This window comes from Streptomyces sp. 351MFTsu5.1 (genome assembly GCF_000383655.1).
Classification (GTDB): Bacteria; Actinomycetota; Actinomycetes; order Streptomycetales; family Streptomycetaceae; genus Streptomyces; species Streptomyces griseorubiginosus.
In genome coordinates, this window is record NZ_KB911782.1 from 278,031 (window position 1) to 298,516 (window position 20,486).

Annotated in this window: 16 protein-coding genes; 7 read left to right on the top strand and 9 right to left on the bottom strand. The window is 71.7% G+C overall.

Features of this window, described 5'->3' with window-relative positions:
- The first annotated feature begins 131 nt into the window (after nt 1-131).
- Both H295_RS0120195 and H295_RS0120200 read left to right on the top strand, forming a co-directional pair.
- Complete coding sequence (locus H295_RS0120195) at nt 132-506, top strand: hypothetical protein (RefSeq protein ID WP_028809558.1); 375 nt, start codon at nt 132-134, stop codon at nt 504-506.
- Between the two features lie 153 nt (nt 507-659).
- Nucleotides 660-1,049: an ArsR/SmtB family transcription factor gene (locus H295_RS0120200; RefSeq protein WP_020137161.1), complete on the top strand. Its 390-nt coding sequence runs from the start codon at nt 660-662 to the stop codon at nt 1,047-1,049.
- Here H295_RS0120200 and H295_RS0120205 read toward each other — a convergent pair.
- The 3 genes from H295_RS0120205 to H295_RS0120215 are packed head-to-tail and all read right to left on the bottom strand — an operon-like array spanning nt 1,015 to nt 3,754.
- Nucleotides 1,015-1,596 carry a hypothetical protein gene (locus tag H295_RS0120205; protein ID WP_020137162.1) on the bottom strand — a complete coding sequence of 194 codons (582 nt, stop codon included), beginning with the start codon at nt 1,594-1,596 and terminating at the stop codon, nt 1,015-1,017. The genes H295_RS0120200 and H295_RS0120205 overlap by 35 nt on opposite strands.
- Nucleotides 1,593-3,062 (bottom strand): sensor histidine kinase, encoded by a 1,470-nt coding sequence (locus tag H295_RS0120210; RefSeq protein ID WP_020137163.1) that lies wholly within the window; start codon nt 3,060-3,062, stop codon nt 1,593-1,595. Before H295_RS0120210 ends, H295_RS0120205 begins: the two co-directional genes overlap by 4 nt.
- Complete coding sequence (locus H295_RS0120215; protein ID WP_020137164.1) at nt 3,059-3,754, bottom strand: response regulator transcription factor; 696 nt, start codon at nt 3,752-3,754, stop codon at nt 3,059-3,061. Before H295_RS0120215 ends, H295_RS0120210 begins: the two co-directional genes overlap by 4 nt.
- 158 nt (nt 3,755-3,912) lie before the next feature.
- Here H295_RS0120215 and H295_RS0120220 point away from each other — a divergent pair, with 158 nt between their 5' ends.
- The 3 genes from H295_RS0120220 (at nt 3,913) to H295_RS0120230 (ending at nt 9,195) form a co-directional block, all read left to right on the top strand.
- The gene (locus tag H295_RS0120220) at nt 3,913-4,713 is read left to right on the top strand and encodes a DUF3152 domain-containing protein (protein WP_020137165.1); all 801 of its coding nucleotides are present in this window, start codon (nt 3,913-3,915) and stop codon (nt 4,711-4,713) included.
- 30 nt (nt 4,714-4,743) lie between these two features.
- The gene (locus H295_RS0120225; RefSeq protein ID WP_051135578.1) at nt 4,744-8,190 is read left to right on the top strand and encodes a S8 family serine peptidase; all 3,447 of its coding nucleotides are present in this window, start codon (nt 4,744-4,746) and stop codon (nt 8,188-8,190) included.
- A 189-nt stretch (nt 8,191-8,379) separates the two neighbouring features.
- Nucleotides 8,380-9,195 (top strand): SAM-dependent methyltransferase, encoded by an 816-nt coding sequence (locus H295_RS0120230; protein WP_020137167.1) that lies wholly within the window; start codon nt 8,380-8,382, stop codon nt 9,193-9,195.
- A 28-nt stretch (nt 9,196-9,223) separates the two neighbouring features.
- On the opposite strand, the gene H295_RS0120235 is transcribed toward H295_RS0120230, so the two are convergent.
- Nucleotides 9,224-10,129 carry a DUF5753 domain-containing protein gene (locus H295_RS0120235; protein WP_051135579.1) on the bottom strand — a complete coding sequence of 302 codons (906 nt, stop codon included), beginning with the start codon at nt 10,127-10,129 and terminating at the stop codon, nt 9,224-9,226.
- A 141-nt stretch (nt 10,130-10,270) separates the two neighbouring features.
- Entirely contained in the window at nt 10,271-11,533 is a 1,263-nt protein-coding gene (locus H295_RS0120240) for an MFS transporter (RefSeq protein WP_020137169.1), read from the bottom strand.
- Nucleotides 11,534-11,729: 196 nt separating this feature from the next.
- On the opposite strand from H295_RS0120240, the gene H295_RS0120245 reads away from it, so the two are divergent.
- Nucleotides 11,730-12,557: a S1 family peptidase gene (locus tag H295_RS0120245; RefSeq protein ID WP_043217676.1), complete on the top strand. Its 828-nt coding sequence runs from the start codon at nt 11,730-11,732 to the stop codon at nt 12,555-12,557.
- Nucleotides 12,558-12,571: 14 nt separating this feature from the next.
- Here H295_RS0120245 and H295_RS44765 read toward each other — a convergent pair whose 3' ends face one another.
- Entirely contained in the window at nt 12,572-14,011 is a 1,440-nt protein-coding gene (locus H295_RS44765) for a hypothetical protein (protein ID WP_051135580.1), read from the bottom strand.
- A gap of 194 nt (nt 14,012-14,205) precedes the next feature.
- Between H295_RS44765 and H295_RS0120255 the strand changes: the two genes are divergently transcribed.
- Nucleotides 14,206-17,139 carry an AfsR/SARP family transcriptional regulator gene (locus tag H295_RS0120255; RefSeq protein ID WP_020137171.1) on the top strand — a complete coding sequence of 978 codons (2,934 nt, stop codon included), beginning with the start codon at nt 14,206-14,208 and terminating at the stop codon, nt 17,137-17,139.
- Between the two features lie 19 nt (nt 17,140-17,158).
- On the opposite strand, the gene H295_RS0120260 is transcribed toward H295_RS0120255, so the two are convergent.
- The 3 genes from H295_RS0120260 to H295_RS0120270 all read right to left on the bottom strand — a co-directional run bounded on the left by H295_RS0120260 (nt 17,159) and on the right by H295_RS0120270 (nt 20,305).
- Nucleotides 17,159-18,733, bottom strand: a complete 1,575-nt coding sequence (locus tag H295_RS0120260) for a glycosyl hydrolase (RefSeq protein ID WP_028809560.1) — start codon at nt 18,731-18,733, stop codon at nt 17,159-17,161.
- A gap of 115 nt (nt 18,734-18,848) precedes the next feature.
- On the bottom strand, nt 18,849-19,715 hold the full coding sequence (locus tag H295_RS0120265) for a hypothetical protein (RefSeq protein WP_158691055.1): 867 nt from the start codon (nt 19,713-19,715) through the stop codon (nt 18,849-18,851).
- Between the two features lie 221 nt (nt 19,716-19,936).
- A complete protein-coding gene (locus tag H295_RS0120270) occupies nt 19,937-20,305 on the bottom strand; it encodes a hypothetical protein (RefSeq protein WP_158691056.1) in 369 nt (122 codons plus the stop codon).
- Nucleotides 20,306-20,486: the final 181 nt, after the last annotated feature.

A 20,486-nucleotide genomic window follows, 5' to 3' on the forward strand; every position in this document is an offset into this window, starting at 1 on the left:
ATGGTGTTCGGTCAACGGGGAGCAGTCCCGAAGACCCCGGCCGCCGGCCGCGGCTCGGCGCATACGGTCCGGGGATCCGGCGGACGGACCCGGCAGGGCCCGCCGCGACCCACAGGCACAAGGGAGGCACCGTGGCGAGTGTGGAAGTGTCGCTGAAGGAGATGATGGCCGGCACGGAAGGGGCGGTGGCGGCCGCGGTCGTCGACTACACCAGCGGGATGGCGCTGGGCACCCTGGGCGGCGGCAAGGACCTGGACCCGACGGTCGCGGCGGCCGGCAACACCGACGTCATCCGGGCCAAGGTCCGCACCATGGAGCAGCTGGGGCTCAAGAGCAACATCGAGGACATCCTCATCACGCTGGAGCACCAGTACCACCTGATCCGTCTGGTGACCGGCCGCAACGGCAACGGTCTGTTCCTGTACCTGGTCCTCGACAAGGCCCGCTCGAACCTGGCGATGGCCCGCCACCAACTCAAGCGGGTCGAGGAGCAGTTGGAGGTATAGGCCCACCCCGGTCGGGGTCGTCGTGCGCCCACGATGTGAAGACTTCTTCAAGTCGCCACATCCACATGAGTCCATTCCGTGGCCGCCCGGCGTCCCCGACCAGCAGGATCGGCACCGACGACCCCGTACCGTCCGGCAGGGAGCGAGCGCCCCATGCAGGTCCCCCTCTACCAGGCCAAGGCGGACTTCTTCCGCATGCTCGGCCACCCGGTGCGCATCCGGGTCCTGGAGCTGCTCCAGCACGGGCCGGTGCCCGTCCGTGACCTGCTCGCCGACATCGACATCGAGCCGTCCAGCCTCTCCCAGCAGCTGGCCGTCCTCCGGCGGTCCGGCATCGTCGTCTCCATACGGGAGGGCTCCACGGTGAGTTACGCGCTGGCGGGCGGTGACGTCGCCGAACTCCTGCGCGCCGCCCGCCGTATCCTCACCGAGCTCCTCGCCGGCCAGAACCAGCTCCTGAGCCAGCTCCAGCAGGCGGACACCGCGTCCGCCCCGGCGGGGAGCCTGCTCACCGAGCGGGGCAGCGCGCGTCCGGCACCCTGACCGTGTCTCCGCCGCCGGTCACCTCCGCGGCCGGCGAGGGGGTGGAGGGACGCGTGAGGCGGTACGCGGCGGTGGCCGTGCACACCAGCTGCCGTACCCCGAGCTCGCTCAACCCGGCCATGCCCGGGGGCAGTCGGATCGTCATCGTGTTCCCGGCGACCGTCGCGGTCGGGGTGTCCGACGCGGAGTTCCCGGCCGCGCCGGACGTGTCCGTCAGCGGGCTCCCCGGTTCGTCGGTGGCGGGCGACGGCAGCGCCAGGGCGGTCGGGAGGGCCGGCACCTCGGTGGTGAGACCGCCGCGACCGTCGACGGCCCGCTCGCCGGCCAGCGGACCGTCCATCAGCAGCCGCAGCGCGTCCGTGGGGTCGCCCGGGCGCCCGGTGTTGCGCGGCACGGCGACGAGTCGGCCGTTCTCGACGAAGTAGACCTGCGTGAGCGGCAGGGCCCCGCTCGCGGGAGCGCCCGCCTCGACGACCCCGGTCGCGGGGATCCCGCAGGAGGTGACGGCGAGCAGCGCCAGCAGCGGGGCGCGGTCGAGGACCTTCATGGCCGGTACTCCTCGGTCGGCTCCGCCCGCCGCAGCGGGAGTTCCACGGTGAAGACGGCACCGCCCGCCGGGTGGCCGGCAGCGCGCACGGTACCGCCGTGGAGGCGGACATTCTCGGCGGCGATGGACAGGCCGAGGCCGCTGCCCTCGGAGCGGATCCGGGCACTGTCGGACTTGTAGAACCGCTCGAAGACGTGGGGCAGGACGTCGGACGGGATGCCGGGGCCGCTGTCCCGGACCTCGATCACGGCCACCGTGTCGTCCCCGCTCAGGTGCACCGTGACCGGACGGGCGCCGTGCTTCAGCGCGTTGCCGACCAGGTTGGCGACGACCACGTCGATGCGGCGCGGGTCGACCCGTGCGCGTACCGCGTGCGGCGGCGGCAGTTCGGTCTCCACCGTGTCCGTCCAGCCGCGGGAGGCGAGGGTGCGCCGGATCGACTCGGCGAGGTCGATCTCGTCCAGGTGGAGCACCGCGGCGCCCGCGTCGAAACGGGAGATCTCCATCAAGTCGTCGACGAGACGGGCGAGTTTGACGGTCTCCGTGCTGATCAGCCGGACCGCGGTGGCGGTGTCCGGGTCCAGTCGGGCGGCGTCCTCGTCGAGAACGTCGGTGACCGCGGACATCGCTGCGAGCGGGGTGCGCAGTTCGTGCGAGACGTCGGCGGCGAACCGGCGGGCCCGCGCCTCCATCTCGCGCAGTTCGGCGACCGAGGTCTCCAGTGCGGCGGCCGTCTCGTTGAACGTGTGGGACAGTTCGGCGAGTTCGTCGGAGCCGTTGACCGCGAGCCGCGTGTCCAGCCGGCCCTCGGCGACCCGGCGGGTGGCGAGCCGCAGTTTCCGCACCGGGACCAGCACTCCGCGCGCGGCGAGGAGGGCGAGCACCACGGCGAGGGCCAGGGCGGCCACCATGGCGCGTTCGGCCGCGGTCACCAGGGCGTCGACGTAGGCCTGTTCGGTGGTCTGCGGGACGACCAGGAACACCCGGGCCCCGGTGACCGTCTCGACGCTGTCCGGGATGCGCTGGGTGCCGAAGAGGATCGACATGCCGACGACGAGGTAGGTGCGGCCGTCGTGGCGGACCCGCTGGAAGACCGTGGCGCGGCTGGACGCGACGGCCTGGCGCAGGGCGGGCGTCACCTCGGTGAAGGGGTCCCCGGAGGCGGAGGAGCCGCTGAGGTCTCCGTAGGTCACCAGGACCCGCCAGCTGCCCTGGGACTCGGTGGCCGCCGTGTCCTCCGCGAACTTCTCCAGCGCCGACCGCTCGGGAGGGAGGGCGAGTTCGGCCGCGTGCTGGTTGAGCTGGGCGCGCAGTTGTCTGATGGTGGCGTCCTGACTCTGCTGGAGCACTCCGGTGCGGGCCTCCCGGAAGGTCAGGGCACCTGTCGTGACCGCGGAGACCGCGGCGACCAGCCCGAAGGCCACCACCAGGCGGAACCGGAGCCCGCGCAGCCGGCGCGTCCTCACGGCGCCGCGAATCGGTAGCCGAAGCCGCGCACGGTGTGGATGTACCGGGGTGCGCGGGGCGGTTCGGACATCTTCGTGCGCAGGCGCTTGACGCAGGCGTCCACCAGGCGCGCGTCCCCGTGGTAGTCGTGCTCCCAGACCGCCTCCAGAAGCTGCTGACGGCTGAACACCTGGCCCGGCGAGGCAGTCAGGGTGAGCAGGAGCCGCAGCTCCGAGGGGGCGAGGGCGATCGGCTCGCCGTGCAGCACGACCGTCAACCCGGCCCGGTCGACGGCCAGTTCGCCGTAGGTGTGGATCTTCGGCAGGCCCTCGGCACCGGGCGCGGCCCCGGCCGCCCGGCGCAGGACGGCGCGTATGCGCGCGTCGAGCACGCGGGCCAGGACTGGTTTGACGACGTAGTCGTCGGCGCCGGCCTCCAGACCGACAACGATGTCCACTTCGTCCCCCCGGGCGGTCGCCATGATGATCGGCAGGGTCTGGTCGAGGGTCCGTACGGTGCGGCACACCTCCAGACCGGTCATGCCGGGGAGCATCAGATCGAGGACGACGATGTCCGGCCGGAAGGACCGCAGTCGGTCGAGGCCCTCCTCGCCGGTCGCGGCGGCGGCGACGTCATGGCCTTGCCGGCGCAGGGCCAGCGCGACGCCCTCCCGGACGGCCGGGTCGTCTTCGATCAGCAGTACGCGTGACATGCGCACAGTATCCACATCGGCATGACCACGAGGAGGGTTATCGTTTCGTTATCTTGCGGGCCAGGTCCGATCACATGGCGATCACATCGTGAACGACCGTGACAGCCCACAAACGAAACCCCGGCGGCGGTCGTCGCCGGAAACGCTCCGCGGGGCCCGTGCAGGGCCGACTGACCGGCGGTCTGGCCGCGTTGGCGGTCTTCGCGGCGGTCGGTGGCGCGGTGGTGGCGTGGCTGCCGTCCGACGCGAACCGACCGCCCACGGCGACCGCGCCTTCCGGGAGTCCGGTGACCGTCTCCCCCGCGCCCTCCGCAACTCCCGCGCCGCCGGGGGCCGGTGAGCCGCCGGGACCGGACCGGAGCAGCGCGGCGGCCGGCCCGTCCGGCACCCCCCTGCCCGAGAGCGGCCCGGGGACCTTCGTCACCGCCTCCGGCGAGGGCGAGAAGGTCGGCAGGGGCACGCCCCTGCGCTACCGGGTCGAGGTGGAGAAGGGCCTCACGATCTCCCCCGCGGACGTGGCCGCACAGGTGGAGCGGACCCTGGCCGACCCGCGCGGCTGGACGGCCGACGGCCACTCCGCGTTCCAGCGGGTCTCGAGCGGGCCCACCGACTTCAGGGTGCGCCTCGCCACCCCGGGGACCGTCGACGCGATCTGCGCCGAGGGCGGCCTCGACACCGGCGGCAAGGTCAATTGCAGCGTGCACGACGACGTGATGGTCAACCTCCGGCGCTGGGTCCTGGCCACCGAGTTCTACAGCGAGGACGTCGTCGGGTACCGCTCCCTGATCATCAACCACGAGGTGGGCCACTTCCTCGGCCACGGCCATGTCACCTGCCCCGGCAAGGGCCTTCCGGCCCCGGCGATGATGCAGCAGATCAAGGGCCTGCACGGCTGCGTCCCCAATGTCTGGCCGTACGACCGCGACGGCCGCCTGCTCACGGGCCCGACCGCCCCGTGAGCACTGATCCACCGACCAACTGGAGTTCAGATGCAGTTACGCGTACGCCAAAGACACGCGGCCCTGGCCGCGGGGGTGGCTTCCGCCGCCCTGGTCCTCGCCGGGCTGCCGGCCGGGGCGGGAGCCGTCGGCACGGGAACGGTCGGCGTGGGAGCCGTCGGCACGGGAACGGTCGGCGTGGGAGCCGTCGGCGTCGCCTCGGGCAAGAGCGCCCGGACGGCCTCCGCCGTGAAGACGGTCACGCTCGTCACCGGCGACCGGGTCCTCGTGGACGGCACCGGGCAGATCTCCGGGGTGCAGCGGGCCCAGGGCCGCGAGGGCATGCCGTTCTCGGTCCGGGTCGTCGCCGGGCACACCCGGGTCGTTCCCGGTGACGCCCAACTACTGCTCGCACAGGGCAAGTTGGACCCGCGGTTGTTCGACGTAACCCAGTTGGTGAAGGACGGCTACGACGACACGGGCCGTTCCGACCTGCCGCTGATCGTCACCTTCCACGGCAAGCGAGCTCCCTCCACGAGCCCGTTCACCGCGGCCGGGGCGCGGCTGGGCCGGCAGTTGCCGGTCGTCAACGGCAGGGCGATGCGCTCCGCGAAGAAGCGCGGTGCCGGGTTCTGGAAGGCCGTGACCGACAACTCGGCCGCGGGGACTGCGCGGTTCGCCTCCGCGGCCGGCATGGAGAAGCTGTGGCTCGACGGGAAGCGCCGGGCCTCGCTCGACCGGAGCGTCCCCCAGATCGGCGCGCCGACCGCCTGGGCCGCGGGCTTCGACGGCACCGGCAGCAAGGTCGCCGTCCTGGACACCGGCATCGACAGCAGCCACCCCGACCTCGCGGGCAAGGTGGTCGCGGAGCAGGACTTCAGCGGCACCGGCACCACGGCCGACAGATACGGGCACGGCACGCACGTGGCGTCCACCGTGGCGGGCAGCGGAGCGAAGTCCGGCGGGAAGTACAAGGGCGTCGCACCGGGCGCGGAACTCCTCAACGGCAAGGTCCTGAACGACTGGGGCGAGGGCGACGACTCCGGGATCATCGCGGGCATGGAATGGGCGGTGGCCCAGGGCGCGGACGTCGTCAACCTGAGCCTCGGCGGCCCGGATCTTCCCGGCACCGACCCGATGGAGGAGGCGGTCGACCGGCTCTCCGCCGAGTCCGGCACCCTCTTCGTCATCGCGGCCGGCAACGACGGCGACGGCGAGCGGACCGTCGGCTCACCGGGCAGTGCGGCGTCCGCCCTGACCGTCGGCGCGGTCGACAAGTCCGACGCGCTCGCCGCCTTCTCCAGCCGCGGTCCGCGCGTCGGCGACGGCGGGGTCAAGCCCGACCTGACCGCGCCCGGCGTCGACATCACCGCCGCGGCCGCGGCCGGCAGTGCCCTGGCGGAGCTGTATCCCTCGGACGTCCCCGGCTACCTGACGATCGAGGGCACCTCCATGGCCACCCCGCATGTGGCGGGCGCCGCGGCGATCATCGCCCAGCAGCACCCCGGCTGGCGCGGCGAGCGGATCAAGTCGGTGCTGACCGGTTCCGCGAAGCCGGGCACGTACAGCTCCTTCCAGCAGGGCACCGGACGGGTCGATCTGGGCCGGGCGCTGAACGAGAGCGTGGTCACCGAGCAGGGCCCGCTCGACTTCGGCGTCCAGCAGTGGCCGCACGACGACGACACGGCCCGGACCAAGAAGCTCACCTACCGCAACCTCGGCACCGCGCCGGTCACGCTCGACCTGTCCGTGGACGCGTACGGAGTGGACCGCAAGCCCGCCGCCGAGGGCATGTTCACCGTCTCCCCGCAGCGGATCACGGTCCCCGCGGGCGGCGAGGCGAGCGCGGAGGTCACCGCGGACACCCGCGCCGGAACCGTGGACGGCAGCTTCGGCGGCTCGGTCACGGCCTCCTCCGCCGACGGGAGGATCCAGGTGCGGTCCGCGGTCGGGGTGGACCGCGAGGTCGAGTCGTACGACCTGACGCTCAGGCACACCGACGAGGACGGCACGGCGACCGGCGACGCCGTGACCTCCGTCGCGGACCTGAACGGCAGCTTCTACGCCGAGTACGCCGACGAGCGGGACGGCGAGCTGACGGTCCGGCTGCCGAAGGCGGACTACCTCCTCAACGGGGTGATCCACCCCTCGACGAGCTCCGCCACGCACGCGGTCCTGGTACAGCCCAAACTGACCCTGGACAAGGACACGACCGTGGAGGTCGACGCCCGGCAGGCGAAGCCGATGGACGTCACCGTGCCGGACGCCGCGGCCGTGAACGACGACGCCACGGTCACCGTGGAGTACGGGCGGGGCGAGGGGCTCGACGACGCCCATCTCGAGTTCCTGTTGCCCACCTTCGGGGGCTCCCGCTTCGGGCGGCTCGGCCCGGACGGCTCGGTGACGGGCCTGACCTCCCTGTTCTCCGGCCGCTGGGCCGGCAAGGACAAGGCCGGCAGGCCGGCCAACTACCACCTGAGCTGGTACCGGGAGGGCAGCCTGGACGGCTTCACCGCGAAGATCCGGCGGGGACAGCTGGCCAGGGTGAACCTGGAGGTGGGCGAGTCGGTCGACGGCCGGCGCGTCCAGGCCGAGGTGACCCCGCACCTGCCCGACGGCCGTCTGGTGCCCGGCGGCAGCGACATGCGCGGTGACCTGCCGTACCGGAGCACCGAGTACGTCCTCGACAACGGGGTGAAGTGGTCGGTGCGCACCTGGCAGCGCTTCGGTGACGGCGAGGACGCGGTCTTCGAGGGCTTCCTGATGCGCATGCCGAGGCACTGGAAGGCGGGCCGCACCTACTCCGAGCGATTCGGCGTCGGCGTCTTCGGACCGGTCCTGAACGGCCCCGACGACCTCGGGCCGGGCCGGGGCTACCCGGGTGTGGGCCGCGACGGGAACACGCTCAGGGTCTTCCTGCCGCTGTTCGGCGACGGCTCCGGGCACTGGGGGCTGAGCCGGCCGGCCACGGTGACGTCCCGGCTGGAGGCGAACGGCAAGGAGATAGCCGACGACTACGGCATCCAGCCGACCACCGACCCGACGGAGTACACCCTTCCCGCCGGGGACACCGCGTACCGGCTGACCGTGGACAACTCCCGTGACCCGGCCGTGTATCCGGTCAGCACCCGCGTCCACGCCGAGTGGACCTTCCGCTCGGCGAGGACCCCCGAGGGCGACTTCGCCACGGTGCCGCTGTCCACGGTCCGCTTCAGCCCGAAGCTGACCCTGGCGAGCACGGCGAAGGCGGGCCGGCACTTCGCGGTGCCCTTCACCGTCGAGGGCGCGGCGGCCGGACAGCGCCCGGCCGCGCTCGCCTTCCAGGTGTCCTACGACGAGGGCAGGACGTGGCAGCCCGCCAAGTCCGTCGGCGGCACGCACCTGTCGCTGAAGCACCCGGCGAAGGCGGGTTCCGTGTCGCTGCGCGCGGAGCTGACCGACCGGGCGGGCAACACCGTGACCCAGACGATCGAAAGGGCCTACCTGATCACCGAGTGACCTGCGCACACGCCTGTGCCCGGGACGGCCGTACCGCCGTTCCGGGCACAGGCGTCTCTCAACCACCTTAAGAAGACGGTCTGTTGGGGCCAATGATTCACATGGGGTGACTCACGGGGACTAACGTGGAAGGCCCGAACGGTGTTCGGCCGTTCGGCGGTTCCCCCATCGCGCACACGAGGAGCGTCCATGGCTGATCAGGCGGAGAACGCGGCAGCGGAGGCACTGCCCAAGATCGACACCTCCGTCCCGCAGTCGGCCCGGATCTGGAACTACTGGCTGGGCGGGAAGGACAACTACGAGGTCGACCGGGTGGCCGGGGACGCCTTCCGCGAGATCTTCCCCGGGATCGAGACCGGCGCCCGCGCCGCCCGGTACTTCCTCGCCCGTGCCGTCCGCCATCTCGCCGGCGAGGAGGGCGTACGGCAGTTCCTGGACATCGGCACCGGGCTGCCCAACGTCGACAACACCCACCAGATCGCCCAACGGGTGGCCCCGGAGTCCCGGATCGTCTACGTCGACAACGACCCGCTGGTGCTGGCCCACGCCCGCGCCCTGCTCACCAGCACACCGGAAGGCGTCACCAACTACGTCGACGCCGATCTGCGCGACCCGGCCACGATCCTGCGGGAGGCCGCGCGGACCCTGGACTTCGACAAGCCCGTCGCCCTCATGCTGATGGGCATCCTCGGCCACATCGAGGACCACGACGAGGCGTGCTCCATCGTGCGGGAACTGGTGGCCGGGCTGCCCTCCGGCAGCTTCCTGGTGCAGTACGACAGCACGGACACCAGCAAGGCCTACCTCGAGGCCATCCAGCGGTACAACGAGGGCGGTTCGATCCCGTACATCCTGCGCAGCCCCGAGCAGATCGCGCGCTACTTCGACGGTCTCGAACTGCTCGAACCGGGGGTGGCGTCCTGCTCGCGCTGGCGCCCCGACACCGAAGCCCTGGGTCTGCCGGCCGAGGTCCACCAGTACGGCGGGGTCGCGCGCAAGAACTGAAACGGGCCCGGGGGTCGGAACCCAGGAGTCAGGTCTCCTGGAGGATGCGGTGCAGGATCGTGGGCGTCTCGTCCGGTGACTCGGCCTCCACCGCGAGGCTGTTCAGGGCGTCCCAGTAGGACTCGATGTCGGCGGCCCGGTCCGGGTAGAGCCCGATGGTGAGTTGTTCGAGGTAGACCAGGTCGGGCAACTCGCTGCCGGGCAGCCGCACGACGGTGATCGGGCCGCCCTCCGCGGAGTGGCCGCCACCGTCGAACGTCATGACCTGCACGGTCACCTGGGGAAGCCGGCACATCTCGACGAGGTGCCTCAACTGGGCGCGCATGGTGGCGACTCCGCCGACCGGGCGGCGCAGCGCCGCCTCGTCGAGCACGGCCCACAGCCGGGTCGCGGGCTGCCGGTGCAGGACCCGCTGCCGGGAGAGCAGTAAGGCCACGCGCCGCTCGATCTCCTCCGGGGACACGTCGGCGTGGGCCCGCCGCAGGGCGGCACGGGCGTAGTCCGGGGTCTGGAGCAGGGCGGGGACGCGCTGCACCTCGAAGCAGCGGACGAGGCTCGCCGCCTGTTCGGCCGCGAGATAGGTCTGGGCCCAGGCGGGCACGACGTCGTGGAACTCCTGCCACCAGGCGGGGGTGTTGGCCTCCTCGGCGAGCGTCAGCAGGGTGGCGCGCTCGGCCTCGTCCGTGACCTCGTAGAGGGTGAGCAGATCGGCCACGTCCCGCAGCTTGAAGCCGTGCCGGCCCGCCTCCATGCGGCTGATCTTGGACCGGGAACCGCGGATGACGTGTCCGGCGGTCTCACGGGAGATGTCCCGGCGTTCCCGCAGTGCGCGCAGCCGCGCTCCCAGCAGCAGCCGCGGCACCATGGGCCCGGCCGACGCGCCGCCCAGGAGTCCGTGATCGGTAGGTGTTCCTGCGGGCTCCGTGGCACCCATGGGCATGTCTCCCTGCGGTGGTACGCGACCGTGCTGATGTACAGGCACTGCGAGGAGCCATCGTAGGGGCTGAGGGCCGGGCGCGGACCGGGCCGGTGGCCGGAATAGGCCCTACGCGCTGTCGGCGGCTGCGGGGTCGCCCTACGCACTGTCGGCGGCTGCCGGGTCGGCGGTCCGTGCGGCCGGGCCGCCGAACCGGATGCCCTTGGCCTCCTTGCCGACGGCGCTCAGCAGGATGACCACGGCCAGGGCGGGCACGACGGTCCAGGTCATCGCCGCGGGATAGCCGTGCCGTTCGGCGAGGGCCTCCTGGATGGGCAGGTTGAGGGCGGCGATGAGATTGCCGAGCTGGTAGGTGACGCCGGGGTAGAAACCGCGGATCGCGTCCGGACTCATCTCGGTCAGGTGGGCGGGAATCACGCCCCAGGCCCCCTGGACGCACAGCTGCATCAGGAAGGAGGAGAGCATCAGCCAGCCTGTGGTCGTGGAGAGCACGAAGAAGGGCACCACGACCAGGCCGGCGGCCGCCGCGATCATGATCGTGCGGCGGCGGCCCAGCCCCTCCGAGAAGGCGCCGAGCAGCGCGCCGCCGATGATGGCGCCGATGTTGTAGACGACGGCGATCGCGATGGCGGTGTCCGGGGACAGGCCGAGGCCCTTCTTGACGAAGGTCGGGTAGACGTCCTGGGTGCCGTGGGACATCCAGTTGAAGGCCGTCATCAGGGCCACCAGGTACACGAAGCGCCTGAGCACCGCCGGGTTCCTGAACACCTGGTGGGCGGGCGTGCGGTTGAACTTGACGCTCTTCTCCCACACCTCGCTCTCCTCGACCCGGCTGCGCACCCACAGCGCGACCAGGGCGGGGACCAGGCTGAAGGCGAACAACCCGCGCCAGCCGAAGACGGGTTCGATGACGAAGAAGGCCACGGCGGCGAGCAGGTACCCCAGCGAGTAGCCGCTCTGGAGCAGCCCCGACCAGAATCCGCGCCGCTCGGCGGGGATCTTCTCCATGGCGAGGGCCGCGCCCAGTCCCCACTCGCCGCCCATGCCGATGCCGTACAGCAGGCGAAGCACCAGCAGGACGGCGTAGTTGGGCGCGAAGGCGCAGGCGAAGCCGACGATCGAGTAGAAGACGACGTCGACCATGAGGGGTACCCGGCGGCCCCGGCGGTCCGCCCACATCCCGAAGACGAAGGCGCCGACCGGCCGCATCACGAGGGTGGCGGTGGTGAGGAAGGCCATGTCGGTGAGGGAGACGTGGAAGTCGTCGGCTATCTCGCTGTAGACGAGGACCACCAGGAAGTAGTCGAACGCGTCCATCGCCCAGCCCAGGTAGGCGGCGAGGAACGCGTTGCGCTGGTCCTTGGTGAGACCTCGTGCCTGCTCTCCGACGGTCTTCAGCATGGCGGCCCTTCCCACGGTTCCGGCGGTCAGGCTAGGTCGGGGCAGCGAAGCACACAACGCAAACACCGGCAAAGCAAGAGCCACAATTGCCCCAAGAGGGCGCCCGATTCACCGTTCGCGCCGGGGAAGCACGACGGAAGGCGCCCTACCCGTGGCGAGCGGGGGCGGGGACACTGGGGCGGTGATCAGCGTGCTCATGGCCGCCGCGCTCGCGGTGTCCGACGCGGGCGCGGCGACAGCCGCGTCCGTCGCCCCCTCCGGTCCCTCGGTGACCGGCGCGGCTTCCGCCGTCGCGTCCCTCGGGATCCCCGGGACGAGCTGGGCGGTGGACGAACGCACCGGGAAACTGCGGGTGTTCGCCGTCTCCACGGTCACGGCCGCGGACCTGGCCGAGGTCCGCCGGACCACCGGCCGTTGGGCGGGTGCCGCGGGCCTCGAACGGCTGGACGGCCGGCTGCGCACCCTCCTGTCGGGCGGCGACGGCGTCCACACGACCGGGTGGCGCTGCTCGGCCGGGGTCAATGTGCAGAGCGGCTCCGCCTACTACTTCGTGACCGCGGGCCACTGCACGGACGGCGCGTCCACCTGGTACACCGGCTCCACCCCGACCACGACGGTCGGATCAACCGTCGCCACCAGCTTCCCGGGCGACGACTACGGCGTCGTCCGATACTCCAACCCGACCGTCCCGCACCCCGGCACGATCGGCTCCGTCGACGTGACCGGCATCGCGACGGCCCGCGTCGGCCAGAGCGTCTGCCGCCGCGCTTCCACCACGGGCGTCCGCTGCGGCGTGGTCACCTGCCTGAACGCCTCCGTCAACTACGGCGGCGGAGACGTCGTGTCCGGCCTGATCCAGACGAACATCTGCGCAGAGCCCGGCGACAGCGGCGGCCCCCTGTACGCAGGCGACAAGGTCATCGGCATCCTCTCCGGCGGCTCGGGCGACTGCACGACCGGTGGGACCACGTACTACCAGCCGATCCAGGAAGTACTGGATGCGTACGGGTTGTCGGTCTACTGAGCGTCCCTCGATGCTCACAACCAGAGCTTGACCGCCTGGAGCCAGCGGGTGTTCTCCAGGGCGCCTCCGAAGATGTAGCCGGGGCGGGGCTGGGTGCAGTCCGAGCTGCCCCAGTCGTAGCCGTGGACCTTGGCCGACCGGCAGAGTTGGCCGCTGCCGATGTTGATGGCGAAGCCCGTCATGTAGGGGGCGCCCGACTTCGTGCTGCCGATGTAGTTGTTCTTTCCGTCCCCGATGACGGCTGTCCACCGGGGTTTCCACTTGCCCCGGCCGTCGGTCGACTTCGCATCGTGGACGAAGGCGTTGGCGGCCGAGCCGGCCCCGCCGTACACCGCGATGTTGAGGGCCTTGATCGGATGCGTTCCGCTCGTCGTTCCGGCGAGGGTGCCGTCGCACACGGGCTTCTGCCAACCCTGCCCGGAGAGGTACGCGCGGTAGCAGATGTGCCGCCCGGACGGGTCGCTCCGGTGGAGCCGGTTCACCGCCGTGGCGGCCGTCTCCTGCTGGGGCTTCGCCGTCACGGTGGCCCGCGGTGGCCTCGCGGTCACGGTGACGGTGACCCCACCCACGCCTCCGGCTCCCCCCGCTTCTCCGCCCTTCTTCTTCGGGGCCTTAGCACTCTTGGAGGCTTTCGGCTTGGCGGACGGTGAGGCGGCTGTCGCGCTGGGCGATGTCGTCCTCACGGCCGAAGGGGTCGCCGACGGAGTGTCCTCGGCCAGAGGGGTCTTCGTCTCCGTGCTCGAACGGGCTGCCTCCTTCTGGCGCCCTCCGTCGTCCGGTGCGCTGCTGCCCAGGATCACCAGCGGAACGATGACCAGGGCGGCCACGCCGATGGCCACCGGTCCTACGACCAGGGGTTTGTGGAGCAGACCGGGCGACTTGTACTCGTCGTCCGACTGACGCGCTCCGCCCCTCGGGGCGACCTTCGGGGTGAGGCGAACGACGGACGGGGGTGGCGCGGGGGGTCGTTGCTGGTGCTGCTGGTGCTGCTGGCGCTGCTGCGTGTACGCGTCGACGTCGGAGCCTTCGTCCTCGTCCTCGTCGGCTTCGGCTTCTTTGACGTCGGCGTCGTCGGCTTCAGCTTCGGCAGGGTCGGGCACCGCTGCGGCCGTACCCACATCAGCTTGTGCGGGCTCGGGCGGCGCGTCATCCTGCTGCTCCTGCTGCTCCAGAAGGCTGCTCGACCCGTCCGGGGCGACCTCGACGAACGCCACGTAGCCCGCGGAGGGGTCGGAGATGGTCGCCGTCACGCCGGCGTTCAGGTCACGTGCGTATCCCTGGAGTCTGTCGAGGATCGCGGCGTCGACCGACTCCCCGTCCGCGACCTGTACGGGTTCTCCGTCGATGGTGGCCGAGCCGTCTCCGGAGATGACCACCGCGTGGCGCGGCCCCGGCACGGCGGGATCGCTCCCCGTGACCGGCTCGTCCGTCTCTTCCTCTTCACCCCGGCTCATGGCTCTTCCTTTCTGACGCGTCCCGGCCGAACGGCCCGACCGGGGACGGTATGGCGGTCCCCGGGTAGCGCAACGGGCGCTCGTGCGGGAATGGTTCAATCCCGCGGACCAGCAAATTGCGGCGATCCGACCAAGAGATGACATTCCGTCAGGGGGCGCCTGTGACGGGTTGGATGTTGAGTACAGTCCTGGGGATGAACGGCTACGAGACTTCCGTGCGTTTCGCCGTCCTGGGGCCGGTCCGGGCCTGGCGCGGCGAACAGGAACTGAACCTTGGTTCGCCACAGCAGCGGGCCGTCCTGGCAGCGCTGCTGTTGCGGCGGGGACGCGCTGTCGCACTCTCCGAACTCCTCGACGCGGTCTGGGGCGAGGAGCAGCCCGCGGCTGCGGTGTCGGTGCTGCGGACCTATGTGTCGCGCCTGCGCAAGGTGATCGATGCGGGGCGGGAGGTGACCGGGGCCGGGAGTGTGGTGGTGTCGGTCGGGGACGGGTACCTGATCCGTGTGCCAGAAGACGGCCTGGATCTCAGCGTGTTCGAGCAACGGGTCACGGAGGCGAGGAAGCTGCGCGCCGCCGGGGAGTTGTCCGCCGCCGCCGAACTGCTGCGCGCGGCGCTCGACGGTTGGCAGGGCGGGGCACTGGCCGGTCTTTCCGGCCCCCTTGCCGAGTCCGAGAGCTCCCGGCTGAACGAGGAGCGACTGGTCGCGCTGGAGACCTGGCTGGACATCGAGGTCGAACGCGGACGCCACAGCGACGTCGTCGCCGAACTGATCGCGCTGACCGGTCAGTATCCGCTGCGGGAGCAGCTGTGCCGCCTGCTCATGCTGGCGCTCTACCGGTCCGGGAGGCAGGCCGAGGCACTGGCGGCCTACCGCAGTACGCGGAGCACCCTGGTCACCGAGCTGGGCATCGAACCCGGTCCGCCGCTTCAGGACCTGCACGACCGCATACTGACGGCCGACGCGTCCCTGGACGCCGTTCCGCCGGGGCGTCCGGTGCCGTCGGCCCCTTCGGTGCCCGCCGCCTCACCCACCCCTCCGCCCCCCGTCTTACCCGCGGGCCGCCCGGCCCAACTGCCAGCCGATCTGCCGACGTTCGTCGGCCGGAACGCCGAACTCGACCGAGCGCGTGCTCTGTTGTCCGGCCAGGACGGACCTCCTGCCACCGTGGTGATCAGCGCGATCGGCGGTATGGCAGGCATCGGCAAGACCACCCTGGCCGTGCACTGGGCGCACGAGATGGCCGACCGCTTCCCCGACGGACAGCTCTACCTCAACCTGCGCGGTTTCGATCCGACCGGCTCCCTGGTGACGCCGGACGAGGCCATCCGTACTCTTCTCGGCGCGCTCGGCGTCCCGCCGATGCGGATTCCCGCCGGCCTCGACGCCCAGACGGCGCTCTACCGCAGCATGCTCGCCCAGCGGCGGATGCTGATCCTGCTGGACAACGCCCGTGACACGGACCAGGTCCGTCCACTGCTGCCCGGTTCCTCCCGCAGCCTGGTCATCGTCACCAGCCGCAACCAGCTCACCGGCCTGGTCGCCGGCGACGGGGCCCACCCGCTGCCGCTGGACCAGCTGAGCTCCGCCGAGGCACACGATCTCCTGGCCCGCCGGCTCGGCACCGACCGGCTGGCGGCGGAACCTCAGGCCACGGACGAGATCATCGACCGGTGCGCCCGGCTGCCGCTGGCGCTGGCCATCGTCGCCGCCCATGCCGTCGCCCACCCCGGCTTCCCGCTCAGCGCCATTGCCGGGGAACTGCGTGACAGCCACGGCAGCCTCGACGCCTTCGCCTCCGGCGACGACATCAGCACCGACGTGCGGGCCGTCTTCTCCTGGTCGTACAAAGCGGTGTCGGATCCCGCCGCGTGTCTGTTCCGCCTGCTGGGCCTGCACTCCGGACCCGACATCTCCGCACCTGCCGCCGCGGCCCTCGCCGGGCTCCCGCTGCGGGAGGTGCGTGCCCTGCTCGTCGAGCTCACCCGCGCCCACCTGCTCACCGAGCACTTCCCGGGCCGCTACACACTCCACGACCTGTTGCACGTCTACGCCACCGAACGGGTCCACGCCGAGGAGACGCCCCCGGAGCGGGAGCGGGCCCTGGGGCGGCTGCTCGCCTGGTATCTGCACACCGCGGACGCCGCCTACCCGCACATCACCCCGCACCGTCGACGGATCCCCCTCGAACCGCTGCCCGACCTGTGCACGCCCCTGGAGTTCACGACGCACGACCAGGCCCTGGACTGGTGCGAGACCGAGCGGGCCAACCTGGTCGCCGCGGTCCACCAGGCGGCGGAGTCCGGGCGGCCGGGTGTCGCGTGGCGACTGCCTGCCGTGCTGTGGGGGTTCTTCTACCTCCGCAGCCATACGCACGACTGGGTCGACACCGCGCGGACGGGCCTGGCCGCGGCCAGTGCCGCCGGCGACCGCCGGGGCCGGGCTCAGGGCTTCGCGGACCTGGCCGCCGCGCTGCGCGGCTCGGGCCGGTTCGACGAGGCCATCGCACACCTCCACCAGGCGATGGTCGCCTACCGGGACCTCGGGGACACGGACGGCAGGGCGTCGGCCGTGACCAATCTGGGCGACTGCTATCTCCAGTGCGGCCGACTCCGCGAGGCCGCGGAGTACATCCGCCGCGGCCTGGCCGTCGAGCGCGTCATCGGCAGCCCCTGGGGAGTGGGAATCTGCCTGACCAACCTGGGCGACGTCTACCAGCGGCAGGGCCGGTTCGACGAGGCCATCGGCTGTCTGGAGGAGGCGTTGACCGTGCTGCGCGCCAGCGTCAACCCGTGGGTCGAAGGCGTCGCCCTCGACATCCTCGGTACGGCCCATCGCCGCCTCCAGCGTTACGACGAGGCCGTCGACTACTACCACCAGGCCCTCAGGACGCACCGGGACGTGGGCAACAGGTGGGGAGAGGGCCACACCCTGGGCAACCTCGGTGACGCCCAACTGGCCTCCGGCGAGCCGGAGTCCGCCCGCGACAGCTGGCGGCAGGCTCTGGCGATCTTCGTGGAGTTCGACCATCAGGACGCCGCGAAGATCCGCGAGCGCCTCGGCAGTCCGGCGGACGCACCGCCGGACGCGGAGGCGACGGCCGCCGCAGCGCCGAAGCGCGCCGCCTGACATCACGGTTCAACTCCCCTCAGCTCGCGTCCTGGTACGCACGGCCGCCGGCATTGGCGGTCGTGCCGTCGTAGAGGCCGGTCGGGCTGGTCACCGTGGACAGGGTGAACCATGCGTAGCGCTCCACGAAGCCCAGGCTGTCCAGCATCCGTGTCGAGGACTTGATGAAGTCGGTCTGCTCCTGCTCGCCCGGATAGCGGGGGGTGTCCTGGGAGAAGTCGATCAGTCCGTACTCGGTCAGCCAGACCGGCTTGTGGTAGCGGTCCCACACGGCTTGCAGATAGCCGCGCAGCTGGTCGGGCGCGTCCGGGCCGAAGTCGGAGCCGTACCAGTGCAGAGGGATGAAGTCGACGCGCAGGTTGCGGTCGGCGGCTCCCTTCATGAAGCGGTCCAGCCAGCCGCCGTCCAGGTCGGCGCCGGCGGCGACCGCGGGTGCGCCGAGGCGCAGGCCGGTGGCTTCCAGCCGGGGCCACAGGTCGAGGGCCTGCTCGGGCGTCATGTTCGCCTGCTTGGGGTTGTCGGGTTCGTTGAATCCGAGCAGTTCCTTGGTGCCGCCCTGCGTCGCGGCGCTCAGTTCGGCGTCGGTGACGGAGCCGGGGCCCCAGATCATCGGGACGTAGTCGACGCCGTCCGGCTTGGTGACCGCGCCGGTGGAGGAGGCCCAGTTGAGGTACCAGGAGGCGCCCGAGGCGGCGAGCGCCTCGGAGGCCCCGTCGACGGGGTTGAGGCTGACGCCCTTGCGGGCCGGGGCGGCCGTGGGGACGGGGGCGGGCCGGGCGGTGGCGGGGTCGGCCGGGGCGGTGGCGCCGGTGCCGAAGGCGACGGTCAGACCGCTGCACCTGGTGCACTGGTACATGACCTTGTTCCCCGGCTCGGCGTCCTGCTTCGACCAGGCGTACGCCGTCGGGCACTTCTGGTTGACCATGTCGCTGTACGGGGTCTTCGCGTCCCGGTTCGGGTTGGTGCACACCAACGGTTGCCCTGCCGGGTCCTTCGTCAGGTTGTCGGCCGGGCAGGCGGACAGCAGATCCTCGGCACAGCCCGCGACCGCGCACTCGCCGCTCGCGGGAGGCGTCAGGTCGTTCGGCGTGATGGTGATGGGCGCGGCGACGGCGTCGACGTAGCTGACGTCGTACCAGGGTGCCGCGGAGTCGGCCGGGTCGAAGTTGAACTCTGCAAGCCCGGTGGGCTGTTGGCCGAGGGAACAGTGGTCGGCGTAGGGTCCGCAGTCGCCCACCGCGCAGTGGAACGTGCTCCCCTCGTCGCCACTGCATCCCTGGCGGGCGAAGAAGGTGCCGCGCCAGTGCCCGGCGCCCTCGTGCTCGGGAACCCTGATCGTGGCGGACTGGCCCGGGTCCAGCGCGGGCAGCCCGGTGATCGCGGTCGAGCCGTCCGCGTTGACCTCGCTGCCGACCCAGATACGGCTGCTGGTGCGGTTCTGCAGGGTGATGGTGTGGTCGGCCACGTCCGCGGCCGGTGTTCCGTCGATGTTCGTACCACTGCTGGACCGGTGGGTCTGGATGACTACGGCGGTGCCGGTGACTCCGACGATGACCAGGAGCAGGGCGAGGAGGAACGAGGTGCGTCTGCGCACAGGGCGGGCCTCTCCATTGGGGGTGGGGTTGTGCGGGGCGACCGATGATCGGTTCTCACCGCCGGTGGCACGACGGATGGGAGGTGGCGGACGGTTCATCCGGCCGCGGAAGTCTTCATCGCCGCGTGGTCGGAGGCGCCTTCTGAACAAGGGACGGAGTTCTGGGAGGAGTTGCCGGAGTCGCGCGCGGGGAGACGGGCGAGACGGGGGTGGGAGTACCGCGCAGGACGTCCCGTCCGGCTTCGTCGAGAACGTGCGGCCGGAACGGCCCGTCGGGGGACGTCGGAGTCATCGGGCTGACTCCCATGTCGTCCAGGGGGGCATCCATGAGGTGCGCCGACGCCTGCTGTGCGATGAGGGCGTTGCTGTCATGGGTGCTGGTGTCGCCGTGCGGGCCGGCGGTGGCGTTGCGGCGCTGCTCCGCCACTTCGAAGGCATGGCTGTCGACCGACTCGGCCTCCCACGGCTTGTCCTCCCGGTTCAACGGGAGCCGTATCGCCCCGCGTTCGGGGGCCGGGTCATCGAAGGCGTCCGCTTGGGGATTCCCTTCCAGCAGCTCCCGCACCTGCGCGTTGGCGGCGTACCGCGCGACGGTCCGGATGCGCTCCGGGTACTTCTCGTAGGCCTCCTTCCACCTCTCGTCGGACATGACCAGGCGCATGATCTCGTTCTCGAAGGCCTCGTGTTCGAGCGTCGGATTCGTCCAACCGGGTCCCCCGGTCAGCTCCGCGTGTGCCAGCTGCCCGCGGGCGCCCTCCTGGGCCAGGGTCAGCAGCGCCAACTCCTCCGGGGACAGCCTCTGTTGCGAGGCCTCGCTCGACCTCACCCGGCTCCGGTCCTGCGCCTTAGGATAGGGCTGCCCTTCCCCGCCGTACGCGTGCGCGGCCTGCTCGGGTGACAGACCGGGGCCCTCGTCGCCGGGCAACGCGGAGTAGTCCCCGCCCGACCCTGACGAGGGCCGGCCCAGGGCACGGTTCACCACGCGGCGCAGTGAGTTCCACAAGGCCCCGATGAGCCGCTCGACTTCGGCCGAGAGTCTCCGGCCGAGCGACGATTCCTGTGCCGGTCCGGGGGGATCCATCCTCACCTTGTTCGGCCGCCGGCCTGCCCCGCCGTCGAACGCCACGTCGTCTCTCCTTCACGTCGGAGGCGCCGCCCTGAGCCCGGACGGCGCCCGCACGGTCCGCTGCCGCGGCCCGTGGTTCACCGTTCGGCGGGCACCGCGTCGAGCAGGATCCGGGCCGGAGTCGTGACCGTGGAGTCGCAGGACGGCCGCACCGCCGCCGGCGACGCGGGTTCGAACCCTGCGGGCAGGAGCAGCAGCCGGGCCGGCAGCGGGACTTCGGGCGGCCTCGGTGCGTCGCCGACCGTGCGAGGCAGGTCCCGGCGGGGGTAGAGCTCCGCCGCGTCCGCGCCGGGCGGGCGCCGTCGCAGCAGCCCGCGCGGAGGTAACCGGCCGGCACCGGTGACGGGCCGGTCCTGGTGCTCGGTCACCCGGTCGAGGGCGGTGCCGGGCGCGTGGAGCGCGGGCACTTGGCCCGGAGGTGGTACCGCTGCGTTTCCTTCGGACATGTGCGTTCCTCCCCGATCCGCCGACCGGGCCCGGTCGGCTGCGCACCGACGCCGATGCACGATGCCCAACGGATCCGGCACGCCGAACGGTTCAACGGCGGTACGCTCATCCGGGCCCCGGTGGCAGGTCCCCACCGGAGCGGGGTGTCTCTCGGACCGGACCGGATCAGACCGGACCGGA

What these genes read in the sequence shown, in the direction of transcription:
- H295_RS0120200 (WP_020137161.1), top strand. Translation starts at nt 660, where the DNA reads ATGCAGGTCCCCCTCTACCAGGCCAAGGCGGACTTCTTCCGCATGCTC.
- H295_RS0120205 (WP_020137162.1), bottom strand. Translation starts at nt 1,596, where the DNA reads ATGAAGGTCCTCGACCGCGCCCCGCTGCTGGCGCTGCTCGCCGTCACC.
- H295_RS0120230 (WP_020137167.1), top strand. Translation starts at nt 8,380, where the DNA reads ATGGCTGATCAGGCGGAGAACGCGGCAGCGGAGGCACTGCCCAAGATC.
- H295_RS0120225 (WP_051135578.1), top strand. Translation starts at nt 4,744, where the DNA reads ATGCAGTTACGCGTACGCCAAAGACACGCGGCCCTGGCCGCGGGGGTG.
- H295_RS0120255 (WP_020137171.1), top strand. Translation starts at nt 14,206, where the DNA reads ATGAACGGCTACGAGACTTCCGTGCGTTTCGCCGTCCTGGGGCCGGTC.
- H295_RS0120215 (WP_020137164.1), bottom strand. Translation starts at nt 3,754, where the DNA reads ATGTCACGCGTACTGCTGATCGAAGACGACCCGGCCGTCCGGGAGGGC.
- H295_RS0120245 (WP_043217676.1), top strand. Translation starts at nt 11,730, where the DNA reads ATGGCCGCCGCGCTCGCGGTGTCCGACGCGGGCGCGGCGACAGCCGCG.
- H295_RS0120240 (WP_020137169.1), bottom strand. Translation starts at nt 11,533, where the DNA reads ATGCTGAAGACCGTCGGAGAGCAGGCACGAGGTCTCACCAAGGACCAG.
- H295_RS44765 (WP_051135580.1), bottom strand. Translation starts at nt 14,011, where the DNA reads ATGAGCCGGGGTGAAGAGGAAGAGACGGACGAGCCGGTCACGGGGAGC.
- H295_RS0120235 (WP_051135579.1), bottom strand. Translation starts at nt 10,129, where the DNA reads ATGGGTGCCACGGAGCCCGCAGGAACACCTACCGATCACGGACTCCTG.
- H295_RS0120270 (WP_158691056.1), bottom strand. Translation starts at nt 20,305, where the DNA reads ATGTCCGAAGGAAACGCAGCGGTACCACCTCCGGGCCAAGTGCCCGCG.